We start from the raw sequence: 23,236 nt of genomic DNA, 5'->3' as shown, positions 1-23,236 counted from the left end.
CCAAGCTCCTCCGCCGCCGCCGCGACGGTGTTGACGCTGGCGGCGGTCTGGTGGGCGGCGCTGGCCACGTTGGCCGACCGGCTCGACGTCTCCCCGACCGCGTGGCGCATGGTGCCCGACGTGCCCTCCAGGCTCGACACCGCCCCCGTCACCTCGCCGACGATGCCCACCACCGAGTGCTCGAACCGGTCCGCGAGGTCCGTCAGCATCGCCCGGCGGGCCTGCTCCTCGCGCAGGCGCGCGGCCTCGGTGGTCTTCAGTTGCTGCGCGGCCTCCTCCAGCGTCATATCGCGGATGGTCACGACGGCGCGGGCGATGTCGCCGATCTCGTCGGCCCGGCGGCTGCCCGGCACTTCGGCCAGATCCTCGCGGGCGGCGAGCGCCTTCAGGGCGCGGGTGAGGGCGCCGAGCGGGCGCACGATGGAGCGGGCGAGCCACAGGCCGAGCCCGGCCGTCGCGGCGAGGACGATCAGGCCGATCATCACCAGGGTGCGCGAGAGCGCCTGCGCGTCTTCAAGGGCCTCCGCCCGCGATTGCTCCGCGATCACGGTCCAGGGCGCCCCGAGGACCGAGACCGTCGCGGCGGCGCCCATCTGCGGGCCGTCGGCGGCCTCGTAGGTAAAGCCCTCGCGGCCGGTGATGTCGGCGACCTTGAGGCCGAGCCCCGAGACCGGCGAGCCGGCCTTCGCCTGCGGGGCGAGGGGCGGGTTGCTGCGCAGGGCGCCGTCCGGCCCGGCGGCGAGCACCTGCCCAGTCTCGCCGAGCCCGGTGCGCTTGGCGAGCACCTGATCGAACAGGGTGGGGGTCACGCGCATCACGACGAAGCCGATCCGCTCCACCGCCTGCGAGGTGCCCATCGCGACGTTGGCGCGCTTCGACATCGCCCGGCCGACGAAGGCCGAGGGGCCGGAGCCCACGGGGTAGGGGGCGAAATCCTCGTACAGGACCGCGTTCGGCTCGGCGGTCTTCAGGCGCTCCACGAGGCGGGCGAGGCCGGTGGCCTTCAGCGGGCCGTCCGCGACGGTGGCAGCGAAATCCTCCCCCTTCGTGGTCGTGTAGACGACGCGGCCCGCCTCATCGAGGAACATCAGGTCGGCGTAGCCCGGCTGGGCCACGAGCTTGCGCGCGATCTCCTGCACCTTGCCGTGCCGGCGCCCGTACATGCCCGCCGCCGGGCCGCCGTCGAGGGCGATCCGCTCCGCGACGGCCTTGGGCGCGCGGAAGGCGTCCACGATGCCGGCCGTCTCGGGCTTGGCGGGATCGAGGGTCTCGATCAGGTCGGGGAAGTTCGAGACGATCTGCGGATGCGCCGCCACCGCGACGAAATCCGCCTGCATCCGGTCGGCGGTGAGTTCGATGCTGTCCTGCCGGGCCGAGGCGGCGAGGTGAAGCCGCTCGCTCGCCGCCTTCAGCAGGCTCGTCCGCGCCGAGTACCAGCTGATGCCCCCCATGGTCGCGGCGCTCATGAGGGCCAAGCCGATGGTCATCGCCGGAAGGCGCGCACTCAGCCGCGAAGAAAGACGCATGACAGATCCCTGCAAACTCTGATTGCAGGGGACGCTAGGAGCTTTGCCTTGAGGGAGATTTAAGGACCCTGCGTTCTCGCGCCGGAGATGAGCGGTTTCCACTCACACCGACATCCAGCGCAGCACCTCGGCCTCGTTCATTCCGGCGCGGGGACCCGCCAGCACGACCTGCCCGCGATCCATCACGGCGTAGCTGTCGCAGAGATCGCGGGCCCATTCGAAATACTGCTCGACCAGTACGATCGCCATCTCGCCCTTGCCGCGCAGGTAGGTGATGGCCCGGCCGATATCCTTGATGATCGAGGGCTGGATGCCCTCCGTCGGCTCGTCGAGGACGAGGAGCTTCGGGCGGGTGACGAGGGCGCGGCCGATGGCGAGCTGCTGCTGCTGCCCGCCGGAGAGGTCGCCGCCGCGCCGGTGCAGCATGTCCTTCAGGACCGGAAACAGGTCGTAGATCTCGGCGGGGACGTGGCGGTCGCGCCGCTTCAGGGGCGCGAACCCGGTCTCCAGGTTCTCCTTCACGGTGAGCAGGGGGAAGATCTCCCGTCCCTGGGGCACGAAGGCGATGCCTGCCCGCGCCCGGTCGTAGGGGGCAAGTCCCTGGATCTCCCGGCCGTCGAGGCGGATCGCGCCGCCCTTGACCGGCTGCTGCCCGACGATGGCCCGGAGCAGGGAGGTCTTGCCGACGCCGTTGCGCCCGAGCACGGTCGTCACCCGCCCGGCCTCGGCGGTCAGGGAGACGCCGCGCAGGGCCTGCGCCGCGCCATAATACAGGTCGATGCCTTCGACGCTCAGCATGGTCACCGCCCCAGATACACTTCGACCACCTTCGGGTCGGCCGAGACCGCGTCGATGGAGCCCTCCGCCAGCACCGCGCCCTCGTGCAGGCAGGTGACGCGGCATTGGAGCGCCCGCACGAAATGCATGTCGTGCTCCACCACCACCACGGCGTGGTCCCCCGCGATCCGGCGCAGCAGCTCGGCGGTCTGGGCGGTCTCGGCGTCGGTCATGCCCGCCACCGGCTCGTCCACGAGGAGGAGCTTGGGGTCCTGCGCCAGCAGCATCCCGATCTCCAGCCATTGCTTCTGGCCGTGGCTGAGGTCCGCCGCCGGGCGGGCGCGGTGAGCGATGAGGCCGACCGTGGTGAGGATCGCGTCGATGCGCTCGGCCGCCACGCGGTTGCGCCATCCGAACAGGGAGGCGGCCGCCGCGCGCGGTCCCTTGAGCGCCAGCAGGACGTTGTCTGCCACCGTGTGGCTCTCGAACACGGTGGGCTTCTGGAACTTACGGCCGATGCCGAGGTCGGCGATGGCCGGCTCGTCCAGGGCGAGGAGGTCGTGCGCGCCGTCGAACAGGGCGATGCCGCTGTCGGGCTTCGTCTTGCCGGTAATGCAATCCATCATCGTGGTCTTGCCGGCGCCGTTCGGGCCGATGATCGCCCGCATCTCCCCCGGCAGAAGCGTCAGCGACAGACCGCGCAGGGCCTTGTAGCCGTCGAAGGTCACGCGCAGGTCATCGACGTAGAGGAGCGCCCCTGTCACCTTGGTCTTGTTGGCCGGGCCGGCGGAAGTCTCCGGGCGGTCGATCACGGCGGTGTCGCTCACGAGCCTCGTCCCTCTTCCGCGAGCTTCGGGGCGATCTCGGGCTCCGGCGGGAGCTTCGCCGCCGCCCGGCGGCTGCCGAACTTCTCCATGAGCGTCCCGACGATGCCGCGCGGCATGAACAGCGTCACCACCACGAACAGGGCGCCGAGCGCGAAGAGCCACGCATCGGGCATCGCCCCGGTCAGGATGGTCTTGGCGTAGTTGACGATCACGGCGCCGAGCGCCGCGCCGACCAGCGTCCCGCGCCCGCCGACCGCGACCCAGATCACCGCCTCGATGGAGTTGCCCGGCGCGAACTCGCCGGGGTTGATGATGCCGACCTGCGGCACGTAGAGGGCGCCGGCCACGCCCGCCATCATCGCCGAGACGGTGAAGGCCAACGTCTTGAAGTGCTCCGGCCGGTAGCCGAGGAAGCGGGTGCGGCTCTCGGCGTCGCGCACGGCGATCAGGATCTTGCCGTAGGCCGAGACCGTCATCGCCCGGGCGATCAGGTAGCCCAGCGCCAGGGCGATCCCCGTCGCCACGAAGATGCCGACGCGGAAATTCCGAGCCTGGACGTTGAATCCCAGAAGATCCTTGAAGTCGGTGAGGCCGTTGTTGCCTCCGAGGCCCATGTCGTTGCGGAAGAAGGCGAGCATCAGGGCGTAGGTCATCGCCTGGGTGATGATCGAGAGGTAGACCCCCGTCACCCGCGAGCGGAAGGCGAGCCAGCCGAACACGAAGGCCAGAAGCCCCGGCACGAGCAGCACCATCAAGGCCGCGAAGGCGAAATGGTCGAAGCCGAGCCAGTACCAGGGCAGGCTCTTGTAGTTCAGGAACACCATGAAGTCGGGCAGGACCGGATTGCCGTAGACGCCCCGGCTGCCGATCTGGCGCATCAGGTACATGCCCATCGCGTAGCCGCCGAGCGCAAAGAACGCCCCGTGGCCAAGCGAGAGGATGCCGCAATAGCCCCAGACGAGATCGAGGCTGACGGCGAGCAGGGCGTAGGCGAGGTACTTGCCGAACAGCGAGACGAGATAGGTCGGCAGGTGCAGCCCGGAGCCCTCCGGCACGGCGAGGTTCAGCACCGGCACGGCGAGGCAGAAGGCCGCCAGCAGGCCAAGGAAGATCCAGCCCTTCAGGTCGATGAGGCGGGTGCGGGAGGGCATGGCGCTCACGATTCCACCGCCCGGCCCTTGAGCGCGAACAGCCCGCGCGGGCGCTTCTGGATGAACAGGATGATGAAGATCAGGAGCCCGATCTTGGCGAGCACCGCGCCGATATACGGCTCGGCGAGCTTGTTCACGACGCCGAGCGTCAGGGCCGCGACCAGCGTGCCCCAGAGGTTCCCGACGCCGCCGAACACCACCACGAGGAACGAATCGATGATGTAGCCCTGGCCGAGGTTCGGCGAGACGTTGTCGATCTGCGACAGGGCCACCCCCGCGATCCCGGCGATGCCGGAGCCGAGCCCGAAGGTGAGGGCATCGACGTAAGGGGTGCGGATGCCCATCGCGGCGGCCATCCGCCGGTTCTGGGTGACGGCTCGGGTCTTCAGCCCGAACGAGGTCTTCCGCAGGACGAACAGCAGGCCGAGGAACACGGCCAGGGAGAACAGGATGATCCACATCCGGCCCCAGGTGATCGAGAGGCCGTAGAAATCGAAGGCGCCGCTCATGAAGGCCGGGGCGCCGACTTCCCGGTTGGTCGGCCCGAAGAGCGAGCGCACAGCCTGCTGGAGCACGAGGCTGACGCCGAAGGTGGCGAGCAGGGTCTCCAGCGGCCGCCCGTAGAGGAAGCGGATGATGAACCGCTCGATCAGCACCCCGACCAGCCCCGCCACGAGGAAGGCGCAGGGGATGCTGATGGCCAGCGACCACGGGAACAGGGCCGGCGCCTTGGTGCGGATCGCCTCCTGCACGAGGTAGGTCGTGTAGGCCCCGAGCATCACCATCTCGCCGTGGGCCATGTTGATGATGCCCATCACACCGAAGGTGATGGCCAGCCCAATCGCCGCCAGCAGCAGCACCGAGCCGAGCGAAATCCCGTACCAGACGTTCTGCAGCGCCCCGAGGATCGCGAGCCGCGTCTCGATGGCCGCGATGCCCCGGCCGGCGGCGGCGCGCACCGCCTCGCTCGGATCGGCCCCAAGGCCGCGCAGGATGCCCATGGCGTCGCCGTCGCCCCGCGCCTGGATGGCGGGCAGGGAAGCGAGTTTTTCGGATTCGGCCGTGCCGGGCTTGGCGAGGAGGACGGCGGCGCGGGCCTCGCTCATCACCTGCTTGACGCCCGCGTCCTTCTCGCGGGCCAGCGCCGTGTCGAGGGCGGGGAGGGCGGCGGCGTCGCGGGCCTTGAACACGGCATCGGCCGCCTCCCGGCGCTTGGCCGGATCGGGGCTCACGAGATTCAACTGGCCCTGCGCCGCCTCGATGCCGCGGCGGACGCGGTTGTTGGCGCGCACGGGCTTGAGGGCGGGATCGTCGGGCGCGGCGGCGCCGGTCCTCGCGTCGACGACCCCGGCGCCCTGGCGGATCAGCAGCGCCTTGTCCGAGGGCCGGACCAGCAGCCGCCCGTCCGACAGGGCCGAGAGGATCACCCCCGCCCGTGGGTCGCCGCTCGCCGCGAGCCCCGCGACGCCGGCCTCGATCTCGGCATAGCCGTCGCCGGCAAGCTGCGCGTAGGGGTCGGGCGCCTGCGCGAGCGCCGGGCCGGCGAGGAGCAGGAACAGGAGGGTGAGAAGGCGGGTCATCGGGTCATTTCGGGTGGGCCGGGCCGGACGGTCCCTCCCCCCGGGCGGGGGGAGGGAGGTTCAGGCGGCTACGCCCCGCCGCACTTCTTGGTCTTGGTGTTGTAGTTGCCGCAATTGAGCTTCACCCAATCGGCCTCGAGGTCCTTCGAGCCGTCGAGCTGCTTCGACCACGCCTCGCCGGGGATCAGCTTGTCGGTCTTCCACACCACGTCGAACTGGCCATTCGCCTCGATCTCGCCGATGAAGACCGGCTTGGTGATGTGGTGGTTGGGCAGCATCTGGGCGGTGCCGCCGGTGAGGTTCTTCTGCTCGATGCCCGGCAGGGCCGCGATGACCTTGTCCGGGTCCGTGGTGCCGGCCTTCTCGACCGCCTTCACCCACATGTTGAAGCCGATGTAGCTCGCCTCCATCGGGTCGTTGGTGGTGGCCTTGGGGTTCTTCTTGAACGCCTGCCACTTCTTGATGAACTCCTCGTTCTCCGGCGTCTTGATCGACTCGAAGTAGTTCCAGGCCGCGAGGTGGCCGACCAGCGGCTTCGCGTCGATACCGGCGAGCTCTTCCTCGCCCACCGAGAAGGCGACGACCGGGATGTCGGTGGCCTTGATGCCCTGGTTGCCGAGTTCCTTGTAGAACGGCACGTTGGCGTCGCCGTTGATGGTCGAGACCACGGCGGTCTTCTTGCCGGCCGAGCCGAACGCCTTGATCTTCGAGACCTCGGTCTGCCAATCGGAGAAGCCGAACGGCGTGTAGTTGATCATGATGTCCTCGGCCGCGACCCCCTTGGACTTGAGGTAGGCTTCGAGGATCTTGTTGGTGGTGCGCGGGTAGACGTAATCCGTGCCCTCCAGCACCCAGCGCTTGGCGCCGCCGCCATCCTCGGACATCAGGTAATCCACCGCCGGGATCGCCTGCTGGTTCGGCGCGGCGCCGGTGTAGAACACGTTGCGCTCGCTCTCCTCGCCCTCATACTGGACGGGGTAGAACAGGATGTTGTCGAGTTCCTTGAACACCGGCAGCACCGACTTGCGCGACACGCTGGTCCAGCAGCCGAACACGGCCGAGACCTTGTCCTTCGAGATCAGCTCGCGGGCCTTCTCGGCGAAGAGCGGCCAGTTCGAGGCCGGATCGACCACCACCGGCTCCAGCTTCTTGCCGAGGACGCCGCCCTTGGCGTTCTGCTCGGCGATGAGCATCAGCATGACGTCCTTCAGGGTCGTCTCCGAGATCGCCATCGTGCCCGACAGCGAGTGGAGGATGCCGACCTTGATGGTCTCTTCCGCCCGTGCGGCGCCCGTCGAGAGCGTACCGAGGGCGAGGCCGGCGGCCAGCGCGGCGGCCGAACTCCAGGTCTTCCAAGTCTTCACTGTCTTCCCCTTGTCGTCTGCACGAGACGTCGCAGGCTTAGGCAATGGCCGTGCCAGTTTTTTGGGCAAAACCGTGGATTGAAGTCCCGGAGCGATCACAAACCGGCGCCGTCATGCCGGCGCGGTCCGGTCTCTGCTAAAGCCCGCCCGTCAGTCCGGAGAGAGCGACGATGCATGAGTCCGACGCGGCCCCGCAGCGCATCGCCCTGATCGGCGCGCCGATCGAGGTCGGCACCCACGAGCCGGGCGCGCTCATGGGGCCGGCGGCCCTGCGCACCGCCGGGCTGGTGCGCACGCTGCGGGACCTCGGCCATACGGTGGAGGACCGGGGCGACATCGCCCCCGCCGGCCTCGCGCCCGGCGCCACGGGCCTGCCGGCGGTGGCCGCCTGGGCGCAGGCGCTCTCGGAGGCCGTCGAGGCGGCGCTCGGCGAAGGGGCGGTGCCGCTGGCCGCCGGAGGCGACCACAGCCTGTCGCTCGGCTCCGTCGATGGGGCCATGCGCCATTGCGCCCGCACCGGGCGGCCGCTGATGGTGCTGTGGCTCGACGCCCATGCTGACTTCAACACCCTGGAGACCTCGCCCTCCGGCAACGTCCACGGAATGCCCCTGGCGGCGCTCTGCGGCGAGCCCGGCTTCACGGCCCTATTCCGCCAGCCGGCGCCGCCGCCGCTGGACCCGCGCCGGGTCCATCTCTTCGGCCTGCGCTCGGTGGATGCCGGGGAGCGCGCCCTGGTCCGTGCCCGGAAAGTAGGCGTCACCGACATGCGGGAGATCGACGAGTTCGGCGTCGTCGCGCCCCTGCGCCGGGTGCTGGAACGGGCGGCCGAGGCCGGCGCCCATCTCCATGTCAGCTTCGACATCGACTTCCTCGACCCGTCCATCGCGCCGGCCGTGGGGACGGCGGTGCCGGGCGGGGCGACCTTTCGCGAGGCGCATCTGATCATGGAGATGCTGCACGATTGCGGCCTCGTCGGCTCGCTGGACGTGGTCGAACTGAACCCGTTCCTCGATGAGCGCGGGCGCTCGGCGCGGGTGCTGGTGGAGCTGGTGGCCAGCCTGTTCGGCCGCCGCATCCTCGACCGGCCGTCCTCGCCGGAGCCGCTGCCTGCGGAACAGGCAGCGCGCGGGTGAGGGCGATGCACACGGAAAAGGCAAACGGCGCCCCCTTGCGGCAGCGCTCCGTGGGCACGATCCGCCTCGCGGTGGGGCCGAGCGGGGAGGGCGGGCCGACGCGCCTGCGCGACCTCGCCGAATCCGGCCCCTCGCGCCTGCGCTTTCCCCGCGTCGGGGACGTGCCGGAGGCGGTTCTGGTCAACACGGCGGGCGGCATCGCCTGCGGCGACATCTTCCACGTCGATCTCGACCTCGCGGGCGGCAGCGACCTCGTCTTCACCACCGCGGCGGCGGAGAAGATCTACCGCTCGGACGGGCCGGACAGCGTGATCGAGAACCGGGTGCGGATCGGGGAGGGCGCGCAGCTGGCGTGGCTGCCGCAGGAGACGATCCTCTTCGACCACGCGCGGCTGCGCCGCCGCTTCGAAGTGGACCTCGCGGCCGATGCGGGGCTGCTGGCGGTGGAGATTGTCGCCTTCGGCCGGGCGGCCCGGCGGGAGCGGATCGGGCAGGGGCTGTTCGCCGATGCGTGGCGGGTGCGGCGGGGCGGGCGCCTCGCCTATGCCGACACGGCCCTCCTCGAAGGCCCGGTGACGGACCTGCTGGCCCGCCCCGCCATCGGCGGCGGGGCCGGGGCGGCGGCGACCCTGCTCGACGCCTCCCCCGGCGCCGAGCCCCGGCTGGAGGAGGCCCGCGCGATCCTCGCCGGGCTCCAGCGGCCGGAGGAGGGGATCGAGGCGGCGGCAAGCGCCTGGAACGGGCATCTCGTTCTGCGGATGCTCGGGCCGATTGTGGGGCCGTTGCGCGAGCGCATGGCCCGGTTCACGGCGGCCTATCGCGGCCTGCCGATGCCGCGGGTGTGGCAGACCTGAATTGGGTGCGTCTCGCCCGTTGCCTGCCGGGGCCGACCTCTGCTAGAGACGCGGCCTCCGGGGCCATCCGCCAGGCCCCGCGCGGCCTTGCGCCGCGACCGGATGGCCTCGTGGCGGAGTGGTGACGCAGAGGACTGCAAATCCTTGTACGGGGGTTCGATTCCCTCCGAGGCCTCCAACCCTTTTCTCGATCGCTCGGTTCGACACAGCCCCGCCCGCAAGGCCGGGGCTTTTGGCGTTTCGCCCCTGTCCTTGGCGGCTGTCTTAGGCGTTGCCTTTCGGCCACGGGGGCATCGCCGGCCTTTATCCCGGCAAACAGGGCTTGCGCCCTCCGCCAGCGCTGTGTAGAGACACCCCCGCGATCCCCGATAGCTCAGTTGGTAGAGCAGGCGACTGTTAATCGCCTTGTCGCAGGTTCGAGTCCTGCTCGGGGAGCCACTTCGCTCCCTCGCACATCGCACACGATCCGACGCCCGACCCCGTGAGAGGTCCGGGCGTTGCAACTGTGTTTAATCTCGATTGTGCGGACGCCCCATCCCAAAGGACGGAGCGCTCCGACCCGCGCTACTCGCGGGAGGCCATCATGTCGTGGGTGAGGACGGTCAGCTTGCCGATCAGGCTGGTCAGGTCGCCCTTGCGGCAGGACCATTGCGTGCCGATCGCCTCGCCGTCCGCCGAGACCGACACCACCGCCACCGAGCGGAGCTTGCCCTCGCGCGCCAGGACCAGTTGCTCCTGCAACACCTCGATCACCGACGCGACCGCCTCGTCGGCGACCGTCGGTGCGAGCCGGGCCGGAAAGGCCACGACCGTCGCCTCGTCCGCCTGCTGGCTGCGCTTGTTCATCGGCTCCGCCGCTCCTGTTCCTCGAATGCGCAATCCTTGCGGGGTCGGTTCGGGCAGAGTGTGGCAGCTTATCCTTACTGGGACAGATCAACCAACCATTGTGGTATCCGCGCCACAGCCGGGGGCTCCGCAGAACGCCGCGCGGAGCAATCTCGCGGTTGCGAACGTTAGTGCTGCATGAGCGTACAGATCGATCAGACCCACACCGTCGAGATCGTGCCCTGCACGGGCGCGTCGCCGAGCTTCCGCTGGATCATCCGCCGACCGGACGGGACCGCCTTGCGCCAGTCGCCCTATGCCTTCACCACCGAGAAGGGCGCGCAGATCTCCGCCTCCCTCTGGCGCCGCGAGCTCGCCGAGGCCGGCATTCGCTGAGGTCGCCGCCTCACGAATACAGCGTGGGGTTGAAGTAAACGTGGCCGTAACGGAAAGGCTTCGGTCGCCTCTCCATGATCTCGGCGGGGTGCGCACAAACAAAAAAGCAAGGCCACAAGGCCTTGCTTTTAGAAATGGCAGTCTTTCGGCCTTGGTTTGCCCGACGCATTGCCTGCGTGGTGGCCGGTTTTTCCTCCCGAGACTCGGACCCTGCGCCGGCCCTCTCGGGCGTCGCAAACATCGCGGCACGCTTATAGGAACAACAATGCGTGCTGTCACCGGGGTCGGAGAAAAAATCTGCGCTTTTTTGCCGGCCACGGGGAACGGCGTGTTCGCGCCCCGGTTGCGGATCTTCGCCGCGAGAAACCGGAGCGATCTTTCGCCGGAACCACGATCCGCTTGTATTTTGCCACAGTGACGTGTTGTGTGCCCCGCGCCGGGGCCACCGAGCCCCGCAAGGCTCCCGTTCGAAGCGATCGATGCGTCTCTCCCGCTACTTCCTGCCGACCTTGCGCGAGACGCCCAAGGAAGCCGAGATCGTCTCCCACCGGCTGATGCTGCGCGCGGGTCTCGTGCGCCAGGAATCGGCGGGCATCTACGCGTGGCTGCCGCTCGGCCTGCGGGTGCTCAATAAGGTGTGCGACGTGATCCGCCGGGAGCAGGACCGCGCGGGCGCCGTCGAGATCCTGATGCCGACGGTGCAATCCGCCGAGCTGTGGCGGGAATCCGGCCGCTACGACGCCTACGGCAAGGAGATGCTGCGCCTGAAGGACCGGCACGAGCGCGAGATGCTCTACGGCCCGACCGCCGAGGAGATGGTCACGGAGATCTTCCGGGCGAGCGTGCGCTCCTACAAGGACCTGCCGAAGAACCTCTATCAGATCTCGTGGAAGTTCCGGGACGAGGTGCGGCCGCGCTTCGGCACGATGCGCTCCCGCGAGTTCCTGATGAAGGACGCCTATTCCTTCGATTTCGACCAGGCGGGCGCCCGCCACGCCTACAACCGCATGTTCGTGGCCTACCTGCGCACCTTCGCCGGGCTCGGCCTGAAGGCGATCCCGATGCGCGCCGACACCGGCCCGATCGGCGGCGACCTCTCGCACGAGTTCATCATCCTCGCCCAGACGGGCGAGAGCGCGGTGTTCTGCGATCACGCCTATCTCGACATGGAAACTCCGCCGGAGACGGTGGATTTCGACGACGTCGCCGGGCTGCAGGGCCTCGTGGACGCCTGGACCTCCCGCTACGCCGCGACGGAGGAGATGCACGAGGAGGCCGCCTTCGCCGAGGTTCCGGAGGAGAGCCGCCTCTCCGCCCGGGGTATCGAGGTCGGGCACATCTTCTATTTCGGCACCAAGTATTCCGAGCCGATGGGCGCCAAGGTCGCCGGGCCGGACGGCATTGAGCGCCCGGTCCACATGGGCTCCTACGGCATCGGCCCGAGCCGGCTGGTCGCCGCGATCATCGAGGCCTCGCACGACGAGGCCGGGATCATCTGGCCGGACGCGGTCGCCCCGTTCGACGTGGCGCTCATCAACCTCAAGGTCGGCGATGCGGGCACCGATGCCGCCTGCGCGCAGATCCAGGGCGAGCTGGAGGCCGCCGGCCTCTCCGTCCTCTACGACGACCGTGACGAGCGGCCGGGCGCCAAGTTCGCCACCGCCGACCTGATCGGCCTGCCCTGGCAGGTGATCGTCGGGCCGAAGGGTCTCGCCGAGGGCAAGATCGAGCTGAAGCGGCGGGCCGGCGGCGAGCGGGAGAGCCTTGCTTCCATCGACCTGCTGGCCCGCATCAAGCGCGTCTAAGGCAGCCCGATGGCGGGGCTCGCACCGATGGTTGGCCGGCTAAGGGGCCGCGCGGCGGACTGGGCCTCCGGTTTCGCCGCCAACATGAAGGCGGGCACGCCGCCCTTCGCGCCCTTCGAGTGGCTGCTCGCCGGCCGTTACCTCCGCGCCCGGCGCCGGGGCGGCGGCGTCTCGGTGGTCGCCTTCTTCTCGGTGCTCGGCATCGCGCTGGGTGTGGCCACCCTCATCATCGTGCTCTCGGTGATGAATGGCTTCCGCGCCGAACTGCTCTCGAAGATCGTGGGCATCAACGGCCATCTCTTCGCCACGCCCATCGACCGCTCCTTCACCGATTGGCAGGACCTGTCCGACCGCCTGTCGAAGGTCGCGGGGGTGAAGGCGGCGGTGCCGCTGGTGGAGGGGCAGGCCTTCGCCTCCTCGCAATATGGCGGCTCGGGTGTGCTGGTGCGGGGCATCCGCGCCCAGGATCTCGATTCGCTGGCCGCCGTCACCACCTCCGTCCGGGGCGGCACGCTGGAAGGCTTCGATGACGGCAGCGGCGTGCTGATCGGCAAGCGGCTGGCCGATACCCTCGGCTTGCAGGCGGGGGACACGATCACCCTCTCGACGCCCAAGGGCGCCTCGACGCCCTTCGGCACGGCGCCGCGCACCAAGAGCTACACGGTGAAGGCGGTGTTCGAGGTCGGCATGACCGAGTTCGACCAGACCTTCGTGTTCATGCCCCTCGCGGAGGCGCAGACCTTCTTCAACCGCGAGGGCGACGTCTCGCTGATCGAGATCTACGTCGATGATCCCGACCATGTCGGAGACATGCGCGAGCCCCTGGAGATGGCGGCCGAGCGGCCCCTGCTCCTCACGGATTGGCGCCAGCGCAACCGGACCTTCTTCGGGGCCCTCGAAGTCGAGCGGAACGTGATGTTCCTGATCCTCAGCCTGATCGTGGTGGTGGCGACGCTCAACATCGTCTCCGGCCTGATCCTGCTGGTGCGCGACAAGTCGAGCGACATCGCGATCCTGCGGACCATGGGCGCGACGCCGGGCACGGTGATGCGGGTCTTCCTCATCAACGGCGCGCTGATCGGGGTGGTGGGCACCCTCTCGGGGCTGGTGCTCGGCATCCTCATCACCGTGAACATCAAGCCGATCCAGCGCTTCCTCTTCCCCGGCGCCTGGGATCCGACGGTGCGCTTCCTCGCCGAGATCCCCGCCGAGATGAACCCGCGCGAGATCACGGCGGTGGTGGTGACCACGCTGCTCCTGTCGCTCGCCGCCACCCTGTATCCCTCGTGGCGCGCCGCCCGGCTCGATCCGGTGCAGGCCCTGCGCTACGGCTGAGGCCATCACCATGAGCTCTGGCCCCCAGCCAGCCGATGCCCCGCCGGTGCCGGCCCTGTTCTTCGCGCAGGTCGAGCGGCGCTACGCCCAGGCCGAGGGCGCCCTCGACATCCTGCGCGGGACCGATCTCGCGATCTGGCCGGGGGAGCTCGTCGCCCTCGTGGCGCCTTCGGGGGCCGGCAAGTCGACGCTCCTCCACCTCGCCGGCCTGCTGGAACGGCCGGATGGGGGCGAGGTCTATATCGGCGGACGCCCGACCTCCGCGATGGCCGATGCCGAGCGCACCCGCCTGCGCCGGGAGGAAATGGGCTTCGTCTACCAGTTCCATCACCTCCTGCCGGAATTCTCCGCGCTGGAGAACGTGATGATGCCCCAGCTCATCCGGGGCCTGAAGCGCGGCGAGGCGAAGGCGCGGGCCTCCGAACTCCTGACCTTCCTCGGCCTGCAGGCCCGGCTCGCCCACCGCCCGGCGGAACTGTCGGGCGGCGAGCAGCAGCGGGTGGCCATCGCCCGCGCGGTCGCCAACGGCCCCCGGCTGCTCCTGGCCGACGAGCCCACCGGCAACCTCGACCCCGGCACCGCCGGCCATGTCTTCTCGGTGCTGATGTCCCTGGTGCGGGCCTCCGGCCTCGCCGCCCTGGTCGCGACCCACAACCTCGACCTCGCCGCCCGCATGGACCGGCGGGTGACGATCCGCGACGGGCAGATCACGCCGCTGGATTAGCCGGCCGAGCCGCTTCGCAACCCTTCATTGACCATCTTCGAAAGTCACTCGCCTGACGTGCAAAACTCCATTTCCAAAAGAACAAAACAAGAACATACTGCCTCAACGAATGCGGGAGGCGGCGACGATGCTCAAGCGGGCGATCCTGACCGGAATGGTGGAGTTCATGGCCTTCGGAATTCTGTTCGGGGCGTTCGGCGCCTGGGCGGTAGCCCTCGCACCGATCCGTTGAGGATGCGCGTCCACCTGCGCGAAAGTTCCCGCCGGAAGCGGTTGTCCACAGGATGTCCCCGCTTTTCACCGGCTTGCCACAGTGCCGGGGAATACGGGCCTCGGGCGGTGGATAACTGGGCTGAGTGGCCTCCGGGCGGTCGACTCCGGGGCGGCCAGGGCCGATCCTCCACGGCCCCCGAACAAGGCCGGACATGACACGTCACTTGAAGGAAGTGGGCTTCGTCCACCTCCACGTCCACTCGTCCTATTCCCTGCTCGAAGGCGCCGTGAAGGTCGGCGACCTCGTGAAGGCGGCCGTGTCCGACCGGCAGCCGGCGCTGGCCCTCACCGACACGAACAACCTGTTCGGCGCCCTGGAATTCTCCGAGAAGGCGGCCAAGGACGGGCTGCAGCCCATCGCGGGCGTGCAACTCTCCGTGGCCTTCGAGGGGGCGGATCCCCATGCCCGCACCCTGCCGACCTATCACGGCGTGGTGCTCCTGGCGCAGGACGAGGAGGGCTATGCCAACCTGCTGCGGCTGGCGAGCCGGGCCTATTTCGACTCGCCGCTGGGCGAGGCGCCCCGCGTCGCCGCCGCCGTGCTGGCGGATTACGCCAACGGGCTCATCGCCCTGACCGGGGGGGCGGGCGGCCCCCTCGACGCGGCGCTGCGCGCCGGTCGCCCCGAACTCGCCGCGAGCCGGCTGGAGAGCCTGAAGCGGGCCTTCGGCGAGGACAACCTCTACGTCGAGATCCAGCGCCACGGCCTGCCCGAGGAGGGGCGGATCGAGGCGGCGCTCCTGCATCTGGCGGACCGAAACGGCCTCGGCGTCGCGGCGGCGAACGAGACGTTCTTCTCGAAGACCGACGATTACGACGCCCACGACGCGCTGCTCGCCATCGCGGACGGCCGGATCGTCTCGGACGACCGCCGCCGCAAGCTGACGCCGCGCCACAACTTCAAGACCCGGGCCGAGATGGCGGCCCTGTTCCACGACCTGCCCGACGCCCTGACGGCGACGGTCGAGATCGCCATGCGCTGCGCCGTCCGGGCGCGGACCCGCAAGCCGATCCTGCCGAACTTCTCCCGCGTCGCCGGGAGCGAGGCCGCGACGCTGGCCGAGGCGTCCGGCGCCGTGGCCCAGGCCATCGCCGCCGACGAGCCGACCGAATTGCGCCGTCAGGCAGAAGCCGGCCTCGAACTGCGCCTGCAGCAGCACGGCACCGCGCCGGGCTTCACGGAGGACGATTACCGCAAGCGGCTCGCCTTCGAGCTCGACGTCATCGTCTCGATGAAGTTCCCCGGCTACTTCCTGATCGTGTCGGACTTCATCAAGTGGGCGAAGGAGCATGACATCCCGGTGGGGCCGGGGCGCGGCTCCGGCGCCGGCTCGCTGGTGGCGTGGTCGCTCCTCATCACCGATCTCGACCCGCTGCGGTTCGGCCTGCTGTTCGAGCGGTTCCTGAACCCCGAGCGCGTCTCGATGCCGGATTTCGACATCGACTTCTGCGTCGAGGGCCGCGAGCGCGTGATCCGCTACGTGCAGGAGCGCTACGGCGAGCGGCAGGTCGGGCAGATCATCACCTTCGGCACGCTGCTGGCGCGCGGCGTGCTGCGCGATGTCGGCCGCGTGCTGGAGATGCCCTACGGGCAGGTCGACAAGCTCACCAAGCTCGTGCCGCAGAACCCGGCCAACCCCGTCACCCTCGCCCAGGCCATCGAGGGCGAGCCCAAGTTGCAGCAGGCGATGGAGGAGGAGCCCATCGTCGGCCGCCTCATCGACATCGCCAAGAAGCTCGAGGGCCTGCACCGCCACGCCTCGACCCACGCGGCCGGCGTGGTGATCGGCGACCGGCCGCTGGAAGAGCTGGTCCCCCTCTACCGCGACCCGAAGACGGGGATGCGCGTCACCCAGTTCAACATGAAGTGGGTGGAGCAGGCCGGGCTGGTGAAGTTCGACTTCCTGGGCCTCAAGACCCTGACGATGCTGCGGTGCTGCACCGATCTGCTGAAGCAGCGCGGCATCGAGATCGATCTTGCCGGCCTGCCGCTCGACGACAGGGCGACCTACGAGCCGATGGGCCGGGGCGAGACGGTCGGCGTGTTCCAGGTGGAATCGGCCGGCATGCGCAAGGCGCTCTGCGAGATGCAGGCCGACCGGTTCGAGGACATCATCGCCCTCGTGGCCCTCTACCGGCCGGGCCCGATGGCCAACATCCCCGTCTATTGCGAGCGCAAGCTCGGCCGCGACGCGGGCAACGAGGCCAACTGGTACCCGCACCCGAGCCTGGAGCCGATGCTGAAGGAGACCTTCGGCATCATCGTCTACCAGGAGCAGGTGATGGAGATCGCCAAGGTGCTCGCCGGGTACACCCTCGGCGAGGCCGACATGCTCCGCCGCGCCATGGGCAAGAAGATCCGCTCGGAGATGGACGCCCAGCGCGAGCGCTTCGTGAAGGGCTGCGAGGCGGGGGGCCTCACCAAGGCCAAGGCGAACGAGATCTTCGACCTGCTCGCCAAGTTCGCCGATTACGGCTTCAACAAGAGCCACGCGGCGGCCTACGCCCTGCTGACCTACCAGACCGCCTACCTGAAGGCGAATTATCCGGTCGAGTTCCTGGCCGCGGCCATGACGCTCGACATCGACAACACCGACAAGATCGCCGAATTCCGGCAGGACGCGCAGCGCCTGAAGATCACCGTCGAGCCGCCCTCGATCAACGCCTCGGGCGAGGTGTTCGAGGTGCGCGACGGCAAGATCTTCTACGCGCTCGCCGCCATCAAGGGCGTCGGCCGCGAGGCGGTGCGGGCGCTGGTCGAGGCGCGGGGCGACAAGCCCTTCACCGACCTCTCCGACCTCGCGCGGCGCCTCAACCCGCGCCTCGTGAACAAGCGGACGATGGAAAGCCTCGTCCAGGCCGGCGCGCTCGATGGCATCGAGCCCGACCGGGCGCGGGCCTTCGCGGCGGTCGAGCCGATGATGCGGCTCGCCGCCAGCGCGGTCGAGGCCGAGACGACCGGCGTCGCGGACATGTTCGGCGGCGTCGCCTCGGCGGACGTGTCCCTGCGCATCCCGCCCCACGAATTGTGGCCGATGGCCGACACGCTGAAGCGCGAATACGCGGCGATCGGCTTCTTCATCTCGGGCCACCCGCTCGATGAGTACGGCGACCTCCTCGACAAGCTGCGGGTGCAGAGCTGGACGGATTTCTGCCGGGCGGTGCGGGCGGGCACGACGAGCGTCGGCCGGGTCGCGGCCTCGGTGCTGGACCGGGCCGAGCGGCGCACCAAGACCGGCAACAAGATGGGCATCGTCACGCTGTCGGACCGGACGGCGCATTTCGAGGCGATTATCTTCTCCGAAGGACTCGGCCAGTACCGGGACATCCTGGAGCCCGGCCGCCCGCTGGTGCTCCAGTTGCAGGCGAACCTGGAGGGCGAGGACGTCCGCGCCCGCATCATGACCGCCGAGCCGCTGGATGCGGCGGTGGCGCGCTTCCAGAAGGGCATGCGCATCCACCTGGAAGACCCGCGCGGCATCCAGGCGGTGCAGAGCCGCCTGACCATGCGCGGGGAGGGGGAGGTGTCGCTGGTGCTGCGCCTCGACGGCGGCGGGCGCGAGGTGGAGATCCGCCTGCCGGGCCGCTACCAGGCGACGCCGCAACTCGCGGGCATGCTCCGCGCCATGCCGGGGGTGGCGCAGGTGGAGGTGAGCTGAACCGGGGTTCCCAAAGGGGCGGAAACCTCGACTATAGGCTGGTGGAAGCATGGCCGCGCAACACGCGCATTGCCCACCGCCGCTTCGAACTGCTCCACGATGCCTATGTGAAGGCCCGGTACTCTTACAAATACGAAATCACGGCAGAGGAACTGTCGTGGCTGATCGAGCGTGTCGAGGTGCTGAGCCGCCTCGTCGCCGAGATCTGCGCGGAACGCCTCGACAAGCGGCCGAAAGCCCCCCGACCGACAGAGACGAGCCCTGACACCCCCGCAGTCATTGCGAGCGCAGCGAAGCAATCCAGGGCAACGAGACGCTTCAGACCGTGGCGCTTCCCTGGATTGCTTCGCTGCGCTCGCAATGACGGTGATGGCGGCAGGCATCACGGCCCGGCGCAGGGCTCGATCACCTTCCGAATGACCGCCGCGTCGATGACGGGGAAGGTCGCGATGATCGCGGCATCCCCGGCGCGCGGGCTCGATTGCGTCCAGACGATCCGCGCATTCGCCTCCGCGAGGCCCGGCGCGATCCCCCGGAGCGGGCTTTCGGTGCGCCTCGGGCCGGCGACGGTCAGGGTGAAGCTCGTCGCCGGATCGGCGGCCACCGCGCCGCTCGCCGGGGCGATCATGCTGCGCACGCCGTTCGCCCCCGCCACCCGGATCGCGGTGAGGGGCTTGCCCGTGCCGCCCGGCCCCTCGAAGGCGTCGAAGGCGAAGGTGGCGGAGAGATCCGCGAAGCGCGGGACCGTCAGCGCCGCCGAGAGCCCCGCATGGGCCGGATCGCAGGCGAGCCGCAGGGTGACATGGCGGGACGCGCCGCCGATCGTCGCCTCGCCCACCAAGCCCACCTCCTTCGCCCAAACGGGGGAGGCCAGAAGGACGAGAGCCAGGGCGGGGGCGACGATCCGCATGGAAGCCTGATCCGTTAACGCCGCCGCGCGGCCGGGAAGGGTCGCTTTACCACGGGAGAAGGAAAGAGGCTCCCGACCCAGGGTTAATGTGCGCTGCAGCAACTCATTCAAAAGCGATCGATCCTACACCGCCACGCTTAGGTCCTCAGGCGTGGCCATGCGCATCAAGATCACCCTCGTCCTCATGCTCGTCGTGTATCTCATCGACGGCCGGGCGCCCGGCTTCCGCGAACTCCGCAACCCCGACGCCGAACATGCCGGCGCGCGCAACATCGTCGCGACCAAGCGGGCCTGGGTCTGACGCGACGGCCACGCCGTGCGGCGGATGCAGCGACGCGGAAAACGCCTATATCCCTCCCATGCAATGGACGGACGACGCCCTGGTGCTGGGCCTGCGCCGGCACGGGGAGAGCGGCGTCATCCTCGAAGCCATGACCGCCGAACACGGGCGCCATCTCGGCCTCGTGCATGGCGGGCGCTCGCGCCGGATGCAGCCGGTGCTCCAGCCGGGCAACCGGGTGCGCGTGACGTGGCGGGCGCGGCTCGACGAGGGTCTGGGCGCCTTCGCCGTCGAGCCCCTGGCCTCCGAGGTCTCGCGGATGATCGGCTCGGGGCTCGCCCTCTACGGGCTCGGGGCCCTCGGCGCGCTGCTGCGCCTCCTGCCCGAGCGCGACCCGCACCCGGCGCTCTACGAAGCCGCCGGCATCCTCGTGGAGCATCTGGACGACCCCGCCATCGCCCCGCCGCTGATGGTGCGGTTCGAACTCGCCGTGCTCACCGAACTCGGCTTCGGCCTCGATCTCTCGGCCTGCGCCGCCACCGGGGGCAACGACCGCCTCGCCTACGTCTCCCCCCGCACCGGCCGCGCGGTGAGCGCGGCGGCCGGCGAGCCGTACAAGGACCGCCTGCTGGCCCTGCCGACCTTCCTGCGCGAGGGCGGGGCGCCCGGCCCTGACGGCGTTGCGCAAGGGTTTACCTTGACGGGATACTTCCTCGACCGGCACGTCTGGGGGCCGCGCGGCCTCACGCCACCGGAAGAGCGGGCGCGATTCGTTGCGCTCGGCGTCGCCGAAGGTTAATCTGTTCGCGTTACGTTCCAGTCTGAAAGCCGGAAACCACCATGGGCCAGCCCTTCGAGCCGCCGTCCGGCGACGGCATCGAAAGCGTCGAGCTGAAGTCGGCGCTGGAAGAGCGCTACCTCGCCTATGCGCTCTCGACCATCATGCACCGGGCCCTGCCCGATGCCCGCGACGGGCTGAAGCCGGTCCATCGGCGCATCCTCTACGGCATGCGCCTCCTGCGGCTCGACCCGAACACCGCGCACAAGAAATGCGCGAAGATCGTCGGCGACGTGATGGGCGACTTCCACCCCCACGGCGATCAGGCGATCTACGACGCGCTGGTGCGCCTCAGCCAGGATTTCGCGCAGCGCTATCCGCTGGTCGATGGCCAGGGCAATTTCGGCAACATCGACGGCGACGGCCCCGCCGCCTACCGCTACACCGAGGCGCGGCTCACCGAGGTGGCCCGCCTGCTGCTGGACGGGATCGACGAGGACACGGTCGATTTCCGGCCCTCCTACAACGGGGAGAAGGAAGAGCCGGTGGTGCTGCCGGCGGCCTTCCCGAACCTGCTGGCCAACGGCAGCCAGGGCATCGCGGTCGGCATGGCGACCTCGATCCCGCCGCACAACGCGGCCGAGCTGTGCGACGCGGCGCTCTACCTGATCAACCACCCCGAGGCGACCTCGGGCCAGCTCGCCAAGTTCGTGCAGGGGCCGGATTTCCCGACCGGCGGCATCCTCGTGGATTCGGCCGAGTCGATCGCGGAGGCGTATCGCACCGGGCGCGGGGCGTTCCGGGTCCGCGCCCGGTGGCACAAGGAGGACCTTGGCCGGGGGACGTGGAACATCGTCGTCACCGAGATCCCCTACGGCATCCCGAAGGGCCGGCTGATCGAGAAGATGGCCGAGCTCCTTCAGGAGAAGAAGCTGCCGCTGCTGGCCGACGTGCGGGACGAATCCGCCGAGGACGTGCGGGTGGTGCTGGAGCCGCGCTCGCGCAGCGTCGATCCCGTCATCCTGATGGAATCCCTGTTCCGCCTCACCGAGTTGGAAGCGCGGATCTCCCTGAACCTCAACGTCCTCGTCGGCGGCCTCGTGCCGAAGGTGATCGGGCTCGCCGAATGCCTGCGGGAATGGGTCGATCACCGCCGGGTGGTGCTGCAGCGCCGCTCCCGCTACCGCCTCGGCCAGATCGACCGCCGCCTAGAAATCCTCGGCGGTCTGCTCATCGTCTATCTCGACCTCGACGAGGTGATCCGCATCATCCGCGAGGAGGACGAGCCGAAGCCCGCCCTCATGGCCCGCTTCGAACTGACCGAGGTGCAGGCCAACGCCATCCTCGACACCCGCCTGCGGTCCTTGCGCAAGCTGGAGGAGATGGAACTGAAGCGCGAGCTCGACGCCCTGACCGCCGAGAAGGCCGAACTCGACGGGCTGCTCGCCTCCGAGCCGGCGCAGTGGAAGTCGATCCAGGCGCAGATCCGCGCCGTGAAGAAGACGTTCGGGCCGGAGACCAAGCTGGGCAAGCGCCGCACCAGCCTGGAGAACCCGCCGGACACGGCCGGGGTCGACCTGACGGCGGCCCTCGTCGAGCGCGAGCCGATCACGGTGATCGTCTCGGAGAAGGGCTGGATCCGCGCCCTGAAGGGGCATGTGGCCGACCTGTCGGGCGTGGCCTTCAAGGGTGACGACCGGCTCAAGATCGCCTTCCCGAGCGAGACGACGCAGAAGATCCTGCTGCTGGCCTCGAACGGCAAGATCTTCACCCTCGACGCCGCGAAGCTGCCGGGCGGGCGCGGCTTCGGCGATCCGGTGCGGCTGATGGTCGATCTCGACGACGGGACCGAGGTGGTGGCGGCGTTGCCCTACCGGCCGGAGACCAAGCTGCTGATTGCGGGCTCGGATGGGCGGGGCTTCGTCGCGCCCTCCGATGCCCTCGTCGCCAACACCCGCAAAGGCAAGGGCGTGCTCGGCCTCGACGGCGACGCCACCGCCACGGTGATGGTGCCGGCCGACGGCGACCACGTGGCGGTGGTGAACACCGAGCGGCTGCTCCTCGTCTTCCCCGTCACGGAGGTCGCCGAGCTGTCGCGCGGCAAGGGCGTGCGGCTGCAGCGCTGCCGCAGCGGGCAACTCACCCAGGCCCATGTCTTCCGCCTGGAGGACGGCCTGCCCTGGCAGGACGGCTCGGCCGAGGGGCGGCTCGCCAACGCGTCGATCCTCGAGAAGTGGCTCGGCCACCGGGCGGAGGTCGGCCTGATGATGGCCCGCAGCTTCCCGAAGTTCGAGCGGTTCGGGCGCTGATGCTCCGCTGGCTGGCGCGGCGGCTCCAGCGGCAGCGCTTCCTCAGGATCTGCCGGGAGCGCATCGCGATGCGCATCCCGCAGATCCGGCGGGACCTCGCGGCGGCGCCGCCGGGCTTCGCCTGGATCGTCGGCGATTCCCACGCCGAGTTCCTGTGCGCTTATCCCCTCGGCGACCGGCCGGTGGTGAGCGCCGGCATCGGCGGCATCTCGACCGGCGGCTACGCGGAACGCCTGCCGCAGCTGCTTCCGGTCCGGCGGGCGGGGGTCGCCCTGCTCGTCACCGGCAGCAACGACCTCTCGGTGCGCGAGCGCCCGCTCTCGCCGGAGGCCATCGCCCGGTTCGAGGCTGCGGCCACGTCGCTCGTCCGCGGATTGCGGGACCACGCGGACAGGGTCGTGGTGCTCGCCCTGCCGCCGATGGATCCGGTGCCGGGCCAGGAGCGCGAGCCGGCGGCGGTGGAGGATTACTCGTCCCGCCTCGCCCGGATCGCAGCCAAGCACGGCTGCGCCTTCGCGGACCCCTTTTCCGATTTGCGCGAGGGGCGGGGAGGGCTCGCCCGGCCGGGGGCGCTGAGCGACGGCGTCCACCTCGCCGATTACGGCGCGGCGGCGCGAGAGGTGGCGGAACTGCTGGGGTGAGGGGCATCTCAAATTCCCTTCACCGTCAACCCCGATTTTTCGTGCAACCCACCCTGGATGACGGCGGCATGAGGCTCGGCTACGCTGCG

Annotated in this window: 19 protein-coding genes and 2 tRNA genes; 13 read left to right on the top strand and 8 right to left on the bottom strand. The window is 69.7% G+C overall.

The genetic code is table 11. The features are described from left to right. The 6 genes from MKK52_RS20550 to urtA all read right to left on the bottom strand — a co-directional run. Window positions 1-1,526, bottom strand: a 1,526-nt coding sequence (locus MKK52_RS20550) for a cache domain-containing protein (RefSeq protein ID WP_243957056.1), incomplete at its 3' end; no start/stop codon positions are given. A 102-nt stretch (window positions 1,527-1,628) separates the two neighbouring features. Then, window positions 1,629-2,324 carry an urea ABC transporter ATP-binding subunit UrtE gene (urtE, locus tag MKK52_RS20545; protein ID WP_243957054.1) on the bottom strand — a complete coding sequence of 232 codons (696 nt, stop codon included), beginning with the start codon at window positions 2,322-2,324 and terminating at the stop codon, window positions 1,629-1,631. A 2-nt stretch (window positions 2,325-2,326) separates the two neighbouring features. Next, the gene (gene urtD / locus MKK52_RS20540; protein ID WP_409564705.1) at window positions 2,327-3,112 is read right to left on the bottom strand and encodes an urea ABC transporter ATP-binding protein UrtD; all 786 of its coding nucleotides are present in this window, start codon (window positions 3,110-3,112) and stop codon (window positions 2,327-2,329) included. A gap of 14 nt (window positions 3,113-3,126) precedes the next feature. After that, the gene (gene urtC, locus MKK52_RS20535; protein WP_243957080.1) at window positions 3,127-4,281 is read right to left on the bottom strand and encodes an urea ABC transporter permease subunit UrtC; all 1,155 of its coding nucleotides are present in this window, start codon (window positions 4,279-4,281) and stop codon (window positions 3,127-3,129) included. Window positions 4,282-4,286: 5 nt separating this feature from the next. Then, window positions 4,287-5,861 carry an urea ABC transporter permease subunit UrtB gene (gene urtB / locus MKK52_RS20530; protein ID WP_243957038.1) on the bottom strand — a complete coding sequence of 525 codons (1,575 nt, stop codon included), beginning with the start codon at window positions 5,859-5,861 and terminating at the stop codon, window positions 4,287-4,289. A 68-nt stretch (window positions 5,862-5,929) separates the two neighbouring features. Further along, window positions 5,930-7,225, bottom strand: a complete 1,296-nt coding sequence (urtA, locus tag MKK52_RS20525) for an urea ABC transporter substrate-binding protein (RefSeq protein WP_243957036.1) — start codon at window positions 7,223-7,225, stop codon at window positions 5,930-5,932. 170 nt (window positions 7,226-7,395) lie between these two features. Between urtA and rocF the strand changes: the two genes are divergently transcribed. The 4 genes from rocF (at window position 7,396) to MKK52_RS20505 (ending at window position 9,650) form a co-directional block, all read left to right on the top strand. After that, complete coding sequence (rocF, locus tag MKK52_RS20520; RefSeq protein WP_243957029.1) at window positions 7,396-8,358, top strand: arginase; 963 nt, start codon at window positions 7,396-7,398, stop codon at window positions 8,356-8,358. A gap of 5 nt (window positions 8,359-8,363) precedes the next feature. Beyond that, window positions 8,364-9,212 (top strand): urease accessory protein UreD, encoded by an 849-nt coding sequence (locus MKK52_RS20515; protein ID WP_243957020.1) that lies wholly within the window; start codon window positions 8,364-8,366, stop codon window positions 9,210-9,212. Between the two features lie 104 nt (window positions 9,213-9,316). Further along, window positions 9,317-9,390 (top strand) — tRNA-Cys (locus MKK52_RS20510). 184 nt (window positions 9,391-9,574) lie between these two features. Then, window positions 9,575-9,650: transfer RNA gene (locus MKK52_RS20505), tRNA-Asn, on the top strand. 126 nt (window positions 9,651-9,776) lie between these two features. Here MKK52_RS20505 and MKK52_RS20500 read toward each other — a convergent pair. Next, window positions 9,777-10,058, bottom strand: coding sequence for a hypothetical protein (locus tag MKK52_RS20500; protein WP_243957005.1), 282 nt, complete (start codon window positions 10,056-10,058; stop codon window positions 9,777-9,779). Window positions 10,059-10,235: 177 nt separating this feature from the next. Here MKK52_RS20500 and MKK52_RS20495 point away from each other — a divergent pair, with 177 nt between their 5' ends. The 5 genes from MKK52_RS20495 (at window position 10,236) to dnaE (ending at window position 18,229) form a co-directional block, all read left to right on the top strand. Then, window positions 10,236-10,433, top strand: a complete 198-nt coding sequence (locus MKK52_RS20495) for a hypothetical protein (protein WP_243957003.1) — start codon at window positions 10,236-10,238, stop codon at window positions 10,431-10,433. 479 nt (window positions 10,434-10,912) lie between these two features. Beyond that, window positions 10,913-12,238: a proline--tRNA ligase gene (proS, locus tag MKK52_RS20490; protein ID WP_243957001.1), complete on the top strand. Its 1,326-nt coding sequence runs from the start codon at window positions 10,913-10,915 to the stop codon at window positions 12,236-12,238. 84 nt (window positions 12,239-12,322) lie between these two features. Further along, window positions 12,323-13,573: a lipoprotein-releasing ABC transporter permease subunit gene (locus tag MKK52_RS20485; protein ID WP_243957078.1), complete on the top strand. Its 1,251-nt coding sequence runs from the start codon at window positions 12,323-12,325 to the stop codon at window positions 13,571-13,573. Between the two features lie 10 nt (window positions 13,574-13,583). Then, on the top strand, window positions 13,584-14,297 hold the full coding sequence (locus MKK52_RS20480; RefSeq protein WP_243956999.1) for an ABC transporter ATP-binding protein: 714 nt from the start codon (window positions 13,584-13,586) through the stop codon (window positions 14,295-14,297). 425 nt (window positions 14,298-14,722) lie between these two features. After that, window positions 14,723-18,229, top strand: coding sequence for a DNA polymerase III subunit alpha (gene dnaE / locus MKK52_RS20475; protein ID WP_243956997.1), 3,507 nt, complete (start codon window positions 14,723-14,725; stop codon window positions 18,227-18,229). 382 nt (window positions 18,230-18,611) lie between these two features. On the opposite strand, the gene MKK52_RS20470 is transcribed toward dnaE, so the two are convergent. Further along, window positions 18,612-19,139 (bottom strand): hypothetical protein, encoded by a 528-nt coding sequence (locus MKK52_RS20470; RefSeq protein WP_243956995.1) that lies wholly within the window; start codon window positions 19,137-19,139, stop codon window positions 18,612-18,614. Window positions 19,140-19,296: 157 nt separating this feature from the next. Here MKK52_RS20470 and MKK52_RS20465 point away from each other — a divergent pair, with 157 nt between their 5' ends. From MKK52_RS20465 to MKK52_RS20450, 4 genes are read left to right on the top strand one after another with little or no spacing between them, the layout of a single operon-like run. After that, on the top strand, window positions 19,297-19,440 hold the full coding sequence (locus MKK52_RS20465; RefSeq protein ID WP_243956993.1) for a hypothetical protein: 144 nt from the start codon (window positions 19,297-19,299) through the stop codon (window positions 19,438-19,440). Window positions 19,441-19,498: 58 nt separating this feature from the next. Continuing rightward, the gene (gene recO / locus MKK52_RS20460; RefSeq protein WP_243956991.1) at window positions 19,499-20,218 is read left to right on the top strand and encodes a DNA repair protein RecO; all 720 of its coding nucleotides are present in this window, start codon (window positions 19,499-19,501) and stop codon (window positions 20,216-20,218) included. A 41-nt stretch (window positions 20,219-20,259) separates the two neighbouring features. Beyond that, window positions 20,260-22,506, top strand: a complete 2,247-nt coding sequence (gene parC, locus MKK52_RS20455; RefSeq protein WP_243956988.1) for a DNA topoisomerase IV subunit A — start codon at window positions 20,260-20,262, stop codon at window positions 22,504-22,506. After that, entirely contained in the window at window positions 22,506-23,147 is a 642-nt protein-coding gene (locus MKK52_RS20450; RefSeq protein WP_243956973.1) for an SGNH/GDSL hydrolase family protein, read from the top strand. The genes parC and MKK52_RS20450 overlap by 1 nt, the downstream gene beginning before the upstream one ends. Window positions 23,148-23,236 lie beyond the last annotated feature (89 nt).

The sequence above is a fragment of the Methylobacterium sp. J-067 genome (genome assembly GCF_022829465.1).
Lineage (GTDB): Bacteria > Pseudomonadota > Alphaproteobacteria > Rhizobiales > Beijerinckiaceae > Methylobacterium > Methylobacterium litchii.
This window is presented reverse-complemented; position numbering and strand designations above follow the sequence as displayed.

Excerpts from the sequence above, each read along its gene's own strand:
- urtE (WP_243957054.1), bottom strand. The coding sequence starts at position 2,324 with ATGCTGAGCGTCGAAGGCATCGACCTGTATTATGGCGCGGCGCAGGCC.
- urtC (WP_243957080.1), bottom strand. The coding sequence starts at position 4,281 with ATGCCCTCCCGCACCCGCCTCATCGACCTGAAGGGCTGGATCTTCCTT.
- urtB (WP_243957038.1), bottom strand. The coding sequence starts at position 5,861 with ATGACCCGCCTTCTCACCCTCCTGTTCCTGCTCCTCGCCGGCCCGGCG.
- rocF (WP_243957029.1), top strand. The coding sequence starts at position 7,396 with ATGCATGAGTCCGACGCGGCCCCGCAGCGCATCGCCCTGATCGGCGCG.
- MKK52_RS20515 (WP_243957020.1), top strand. The coding sequence starts at position 8,364 with ATGCACACGGAAAAGGCAAACGGCGCCCCCTTGCGGCAGCGCTCCGTG.
- MKK52_RS20500 (WP_243957005.1), bottom strand. The coding sequence starts at position 10,058 with ATGAACAAGCGCAGCCAGCAGGCGGACGAGGCGACGGTCGTGGCCTTT.
- MKK52_RS20495 (WP_243957003.1), top strand. The coding sequence starts at position 10,236 with ATGAGCGTACAGATCGATCAGACCCACACCGTCGAGATCGTGCCCTGC.
- proS (WP_243957001.1), top strand. The coding sequence starts at position 10,913 with ATGCGTCTCTCCCGCTACTTCCTGCCGACCTTGCGCGAGACGCCCAAG.
- MKK52_RS20485 (WP_243957078.1), top strand. The coding sequence starts at position 12,323 with ATGAAGGCGGGCACGCCGCCCTTCGCGCCCTTCGAGTGGCTGCTCGCC.
- MKK52_RS20480 (WP_243956999.1), top strand. The coding sequence starts at position 13,584 with ATGAGCTCTGGCCCCCAGCCAGCCGATGCCCCGCCGGTGCCGGCCCTG.
- dnaE (WP_243956997.1), top strand. The coding sequence starts at position 14,723 with ATGACACGTCACTTGAAGGAAGTGGGCTTCGTCCACCTCCACGTCCAC.
- MKK52_RS20470 (WP_243956995.1), bottom strand. The coding sequence starts at position 19,139 with ATGCGGATCGTCGCCCCCGCCCTGGCTCTCGTCCTTCTGGCCTCCCCC.
- MKK52_RS20465 (WP_243956993.1), top strand. The coding sequence starts at position 19,297 with ATGCGCATCAAGATCACCCTCGTCCTCATGCTCGTCGTGTATCTCATC.
- recO (WP_243956991.1), top strand. The coding sequence starts at position 19,499 with ATGCAATGGACGGACGACGCCCTGGTGCTGGGCCTGCGCCGGCACGGG.
- parC (WP_243956988.1), top strand. The coding sequence starts at position 20,260 with ATGGGCCAGCCCTTCGAGCCGCCGTCCGGCGACGGCATCGAAAGCGTC.
- MKK52_RS20450 (WP_243956973.1), top strand. The coding sequence starts at position 22,506 with ATGCTCCGCTGGCTGGCGCGGCGGCTCCAGCGGCAGCGCTTCCTCAGG.